The organism is Bradyrhizobium sp., from assembly GCF_016462955.1.
Taxonomy (GTDB): Bacteria; Pseudomonadota; Alphaproteobacteria; order Rhizobiales; family Xanthobacteraceae; genus Bradyrhizobium.
The window spans coordinates 1-6,086 of the sequence record NZ_JAEMSD010000307.1 but is presented as its reverse complement, the minus strand read 5'-3'; the positions used below and the strand labels follow the sequence as shown (position 1 = coordinate 6,086).

Genomic DNA, 6,086 nt, shown 5'->3' with positions numbered 1-6,086 from the left:
CCTCGAGGCCGCCGACGCGGGAGACGATCGGCACCGCGCCATAGCGCAGCGCGCAGAGCTGGGTCAGGCCGCACGGCTCGAACCGCGAGGGCACGACCAGCGCGTCCGAGCCGGCCTGGATCAGATGCGCCAGGATCTCGTCATAGCCGATCACGACGCCAACCCGGCCGGGATTGGCGCGGGCGGCCGACTGGTAGCGATCCTGCAGGTCGCGGTCGCCGTTGCCGAGCAGCGCGAGCTGCATGCCTTCGCGCAAGATTGTGGGGATGGCCTCGAGCAGGAGATCGAGCCCCTTCTGCCACGACAGCCGGCTGATGACGCCGAGCAATGGCGCCTCGTCCGAGGAATCGAGGTTGAACTGCTGCTGCAGCACCGCCTTGTTGGCGGCGCGGAAGGTCAGGTCCTCCGCGCCGAAGCGATAGGCGATGTGCGGATCACTCTGCGGGTTCCACACCTCGACGTCGATGCCGTTGAGGATGCCGCTGAGCACGTTCGCGCGTGTGCGCAGCAGCCCTCCGAATCCCATGCCGCCTTCGTCGCTCTGGATTTCACGCGCGTAAGTCGGCGACACCGTGGTGATGCGATCGGCGAATTGCAGGCCGGCCTTCAGGAAGCTGATGCCGCCAAAATATTCCAGCTCGTTGACGTTGAAGGCGTGCAAGGGCAGGCCGATCGATCCGATCAACTCGGGGGCGAACTTGCCCTGATAGGCCATGTTGTGAATGGTCATCACGGTGCCGGGCCGCGGCCGGTTGTCGTAATGCAGATAGGCCGGAGCGAGTCCCGCCTGCCAATCATGGGCATGCACGACATCGGGGACGAAAGCGGGCACGAGACCGTGGCCGATATCGGCCGCCACGCGCGACAGCGCCGCAAAGCGCACGCCGTTGTCCGCCCAGTCGACGCCTTCGGCGCTGACATAGGGGTTGCCCGGCCGCACATAGAGATGCGGCACGTCCAGCACGAACAGATCGAGCCCGTGATGCGATGCCGCCAGCAGCCGTCCGGGACCGCCGAAATAATCCGGCCAGCGCCGCAGCTCCTCGGCGTTCGACAGCAGGCGCAGCACGTCGGGATAGCCGGGCATCAGGGTGCGCATCTCGACGCCATGCGCCTTCAGCGCGGCCGGCAGTGCACCGGCGACATCTGCGAGGCCGCCGGTCTTGACGAGGGGATAGACTTCAGAGGCGACCGCGAGGACGCGAACAGGCGTCATGTATTGAGCCTGTCGATCATCGGCTGGGTGATTAGCGAGATGCCCTGCTCGGTCGTGCGGAAGCGCTGCGCATCGACTTCGGGATCCTCGCCGACCACGAGGCCCTCCGGAATCTCGACGCCGCGGTCGATCACGACGTTGCGCAGGCGAGCACCGCGGCCGACATTCACATAGGGCATGATCACGGCGTTCTCGACATTGGCATAGGAGTTGATGCGCACGCCGGTAAACAGCAGCGAGCGGCGCAGCGAGGCGCCAGAGATGATGCAGCCGCCCGAGACCAGAGAGCTCACCGCTTGGCCGCGCCGGCTCTCCTCGTCGTGAACGAATTTCGCCGGCGGCGTGATCTCGGAATAGGACCAGATCGGCCAGGCGCGGTCGAACAGGTCGAGTTCCGGCACCACGTCGGTGAGGTCTATATTAGCGGCCCAATAGGCGTCCACTGTGCCGACGTCGCGCCAATAGGCGCGGGGGTCGCTGCCGGAGCGGACGCAGGACGTCGAATATTGGTGGGCCATCGCCCGGCCGTTCTTGACGAGGTAGGGAATGATGTCCTTGCCGAAATCGTGGTTCGAGTTCGTATCCTCGGCGTCGCGCTTGAGCTGGTCGAACAGGAACTTGGCGTCGAACACGTAGATACCCATGCTGGCGAGCGACACGTCCGGCTTGCCCGGCATCGGTGGTGGATCCTTCGGCTTCTCCAGGAACTCCTTGATCCAGCCATTCTCGTCGATATGCATGATGCCGAAACCGGAGGATTCCGACCGCGGCATTTCGAGGCAGCCGACGGTGACGTCGGCGCCGCTCTCGACGTGCTGGCGCAGCATCACCTCGTAATCCATTTTATAGATGTGGTCGCCGGCCAGCACCACGATGAAGCGGCAGGCATGGGCCTCGATGATGTCGATGTTCTGGTACACGGCGTCCGCCGTGCCCACGTACCACATGGTCTCGGAGACGCGCTGGCTGGCGGGCAGGATATCGAAACTCTCGTTGCGTTCGGGGCGGAAGAAGTTCCAGCCCATCTGAAGGTGCCGGATGAGGCTGTGCGCCTTATATTGCGTTGCGACCGCGATACGGCGGATGCCCGAATTCACAGCATTGGAGAGCGCGAAATCGATGATGCGGGACTTGCCGCCGAAATAGACCGCCGGCTTGGCGCGCCGGTCGGTCAGCTCCAGGAGCCGGCTGCCGCGGCCGCCGGCCAGGACGAAGGCCAGCGCCTGACGGGCAAGCGGCTCGGGTCTCGCGGCACTCATGTCATTCTCCCACAACTCTGGCGCTCGCGAGAAGCCTCCCGGCCGCGCTCATTGGAACTGATAGTAACGTTACGAATAGTAAATCGTGAAGATGGTTGATGGTTGCGATCGGGCCGGAAGCTTAATGCCTTGCCGGGTGACTCAGGCCTCGGCCGTCATCGTGCGGTGTCGCAGGCGTCGAGGTCGTCGGCGCCGGGCACGGTTAATCAGAACGGAGGCAGCGTCTTGTGCGGTGCACGCAAAAGTGAGGGCTTTTCTGGGCTTTGACTTGGCGCAAGGATGCCCGATCATGACGCTGAGATCCTCTTTCTAGCGAAAGGTCAGACAGGGAGTAGGACGATGAGAATCTGGAAGACGGCGATTGCCTGTTCGTTGGCCGGCGCGCTCATGGCGGCCCAGGTCGGGCAAGCCACAGCGGGCCCGATGCCGACGAATGTTGCGACGATGAAGGCTGCGGCCGGTGACAATGTCACGCCGGTGCATTGGCGCGGCGGCGGCTGGGGCGTTGCCCTCGGTGGTCTCGCAGCCGGTGCGATCATCGGCGGCGCCATCGCCGGCGGCGCGCCTTACGGCTACTATGGCAGACCCTACTACGGAGGCTACGGCTACGGAGGCTACGGCTACGGATATCCGGGCTACGGTTACGGTTATGCCCCCGCCTATTACGGTGGCTATGGCTACGCGCCGGCCTATCCGCGGTACTACCGGCCGTATCGTCCGTATTACAGCTACGGCTATTACCGGCCTTACCGGGCTTATCACCGGCCGTACCGCGTCTATCACCGTCACTATTACCGCGGCTGGTGAGCGGTACGTAGCTAGAACGACAGCCACACGATCAGGCTCATGCATGCTAAATGCATGAGCACGATTGCGGCGAGATGCAGCGGGCCAGGCTCGAGGCGAAGCCTGCGCATCCTTGCGCATGCTAGTCCCGCGGTCCCTTCATCCGCGGCTGCATCGTCGATCTCCCCGTGCCGGCCGCGCCTGCGCTCGGCATGACGAGTGCGGGCGTTGTTGGCGTCTCCGTGGAGTAGGCCGGTGCTACTGCTTGAGGCGCCGCGCCAGATAGGGCGCGGTCTTCCCGCCAGCCTTGCCGACCTGCTCGGGCGTCCCCGACGCGACGACGCGGCCGCCCTCGACACCGGCACCGGGGCCGAGGTCGATGATCCAGTCGCTGTGCGCCACGACGTCCATGTCGTGTTCGACCACGATCACGCTGTTGCCGGAATCCACGATCCGGTCGAGCTGGGCAATCAGCCGCTCGACGTCCCGCGGGTGCAGACCGGTGGTCGGCTCGTCCAGAACATAGAGCGTGTGGCCGCGTTGCGGACGCATCAGCTCGGTGGCCAGCTTGATGCGCTGGGCCTCGCCACCGGACAGCTCGGTTGCGGATTGGCCGAGGCGGATATAGCCGAGACCGACCTCGCGCACGACAGACAGCGCGCGGTTCAGCGTTGTATCGCCCTCGAAGAAGTCGAACGCTTCGTCGACCCGCATCGCCAGCACGTCCGCGATGGATTTGCCGCGGATCTTCACCTCCAGCGTCTTGTCGTTGTACCGCGCACCCTTGCAAGTCGGGCAGGGCGCGTAGACGCTGGGCAGGAACAACAGCTCGACGGAGACGAAGCCCTCGCCTTCGCAGGTCGCACACCGGCCCTTGGCGACGTTGAAGGAGAAGCGCCCGGCATCGTAGCGGCGGGACTTGGCGTGCGGTGTCGCGGCGAACAGTTTTCGCACGTGGTCGAACAGGCCGGTATAGGTCGCGAGGTTTGAGCGCGGCGTGCGGCCGATCGGCTTCTGGTCCACGACGACGAGGCGGCTGATCTGGTCGAGCCCGGCAACGATCCTGCCGCCCAGCGTCTCCACCGTCGGAGCCAGGCTGTCGTCATCGGCATCCGTGGCGAGCGTGTGGCCGAGATGCGCGGCGACGGTCTCGACGAGGAACTGGCTGATCAAGCTCGACTTGCCGGAGCCGGACACGCCGGTGACGCTGGCGATGACGCCCAGCGGAATGTCGACATCGAGGCCGCGCAAATTGTTTCGGGTCACGCCCCTGATCTCGAGATGCCCCTTCGCCTCGCGGCGGATCGTCGGCAGCTTCTTTCGCGGGTGCGCGAGGTACTGCGCTGTTCGCGAGTTCTCGACCTCGCCGAGGCCGGCCGACGGCCCGCTGTAGAGGATGCGGCCGCCGCCATCGCCGGCGTCGGGGCCGACGTCCACGAGCCAGTCCGCCTGCCTGATCACCTCGATCTCGTGCTCGACCACGAAGATCGAGTTGCCCGCATGCTTCAGCCGGTCGAGCGCCCGCAGCAGCGCCTCGGTGTCGGCGGGATGCAGGCCGGCGGAGGGCTCGTCGAGCACGTAGACGACGCCGAACAAGTTCGAGCGGACCTGCGTCGCGAGGCGCAGCCGTTGCAACTCGCCCGGCGACAGCGTCGGCGTGCTGCGCTCGCAGGCGAGATAGCCGAGGCCGAGATCGAGCAGGACGGCGAGCCGCGCCGACAGATCCTCGCAGATTCTCCTGGCGACGACGGTCTTCTCGGATTTTTCCGATGAAGCCCTTGCGAACGGCTTCATCACCTCGTGCAACTGCTTCAGCGGCAGGTGCGACATCTCTGCGATATTCAGGCCGGCGAACCTGACCTTGAGCGCCTCGGGCTTCAGCCGCGCGCCGTGGCAGGTCGGGCAGTCCCGCGTGATCATGAACTGCGCGACGCGACGCTTCATCATCGCGCTCTCGGACTTGGCGTAAGTCTGCATCACGTAGCGCTTGGCGCCGGTGAACGTGCCCTGGTAGCTCGGCTCCTCCTTGCGGCGCAGCGCCCGCTTGACCTCGGCTGCGTCGTAGCCGGCATAAACAGGGACGGTCGGCTGCTCCTCGGTGAACAGGATCCAGTCACGATCCTTCTTCGGCAGCTCGCGCCAGGGTTTGTCGACGTCGTAGCCGAGCGTCGTCAGGATGTCCCGGAGGTTCTGTCCCTGCCAGGCGCTCGGCCAGGCCGCGACCGCGCGCTCGCGGATCGTCTTAGTGTCGTCGGGCACCATGGACTTCTCGGTGACATCGAGCATCCGGCCGATGCCGTGGCAGGTCGGGCAGGCGCCCTCCGGCGTGTTCGGCGAGAACGACTCCGCATAGAGCATCTTCTGTCCGCGCGGATAGTCGCCGGCGCGGGAATAGAGCATCCTCAGGAGGTTCGAGATGGTGGTGACGCTGCCGACCGACGACCGCGTCGTCGGCGCCCCGCGCTGCTGCTGGAGCGCGACCGCGGGCGGCAAGCCTTCGATGTCGTCGACTTCAGGGATCTGCATCTGGTGGAACAGGCGCCGCGCGTAGGGCGATACCGATTCCAGATACCGCCGCTGCGCCTCGGCATAGATCGTTCCAAAGGCGAGCGAGGATTTCCCCGACCCGGACACGCCCGTGAACACGACGAGCGCATTGCGGGGAATGCGGACGTCGACGTTCTTGAGATTGTGCTCGCGCGCGCCGCGGACGTGAACGAAGCCGTCGTCCTGCATCAGGCCGGGTTGTCTGGGTCGGTCGTCCATCTCGCTTCCTCCGGTTCCCCTGGGGGATCAACGGCAGGATCGCAGGATGGGTCCCGAGT

General features: G+C 65.5%; 4 protein-coding genes. 1 reads left to right on the top strand and 3 read right to left on the bottom strand.

The features are described 5' to 3' along the window. The coding region (gene glgA / locus JHD07_RS25910) for a glycogen synthase GlgA (RefSeq protein ID WP_291627216.1) at positions 1-1,216 on the bottom strand (1,216 nt) is incomplete at its 3' end. Beyond that, positions 1,213-2,475: a glucose-1-phosphate adenylyltransferase gene (glgC, locus tag JHD07_RS25905; protein ID WP_291627214.1), complete on the bottom strand. Its 1,263-nt coding sequence runs from the start codon at positions 2,473-2,475 to the stop codon at positions 1,213-1,215. The genes glgC and glgA, both read right to left, overlap by 4 nt. Positions 2,476-2,814: 339 nt before the next feature. On the opposite strand from glgC, the gene JHD07_RS25900 reads away from it, so the two are divergent. Continuing rightward, positions 2,815-3,282, top strand: a complete 468-nt coding sequence (locus tag JHD07_RS25900; protein ID WP_291627213.1) for a hypothetical protein — start codon at positions 2,815-2,817, stop codon at positions 3,280-3,282. Positions 3,283-3,519: 237 nt separating this feature from the next. Here JHD07_RS25900 and uvrA read toward each other — a convergent pair whose 3' ends face one another. Next, positions 3,520-6,027 (bottom strand): excinuclease ABC subunit UvrA, encoded by a 2,508-nt coding sequence (gene uvrA / locus JHD07_RS25895; protein ID WP_291627211.1) that lies wholly within the window; start codon positions 6,025-6,027, stop codon positions 3,520-3,522. Positions 6,028-6,086: the final 59 nt, after the last annotated feature.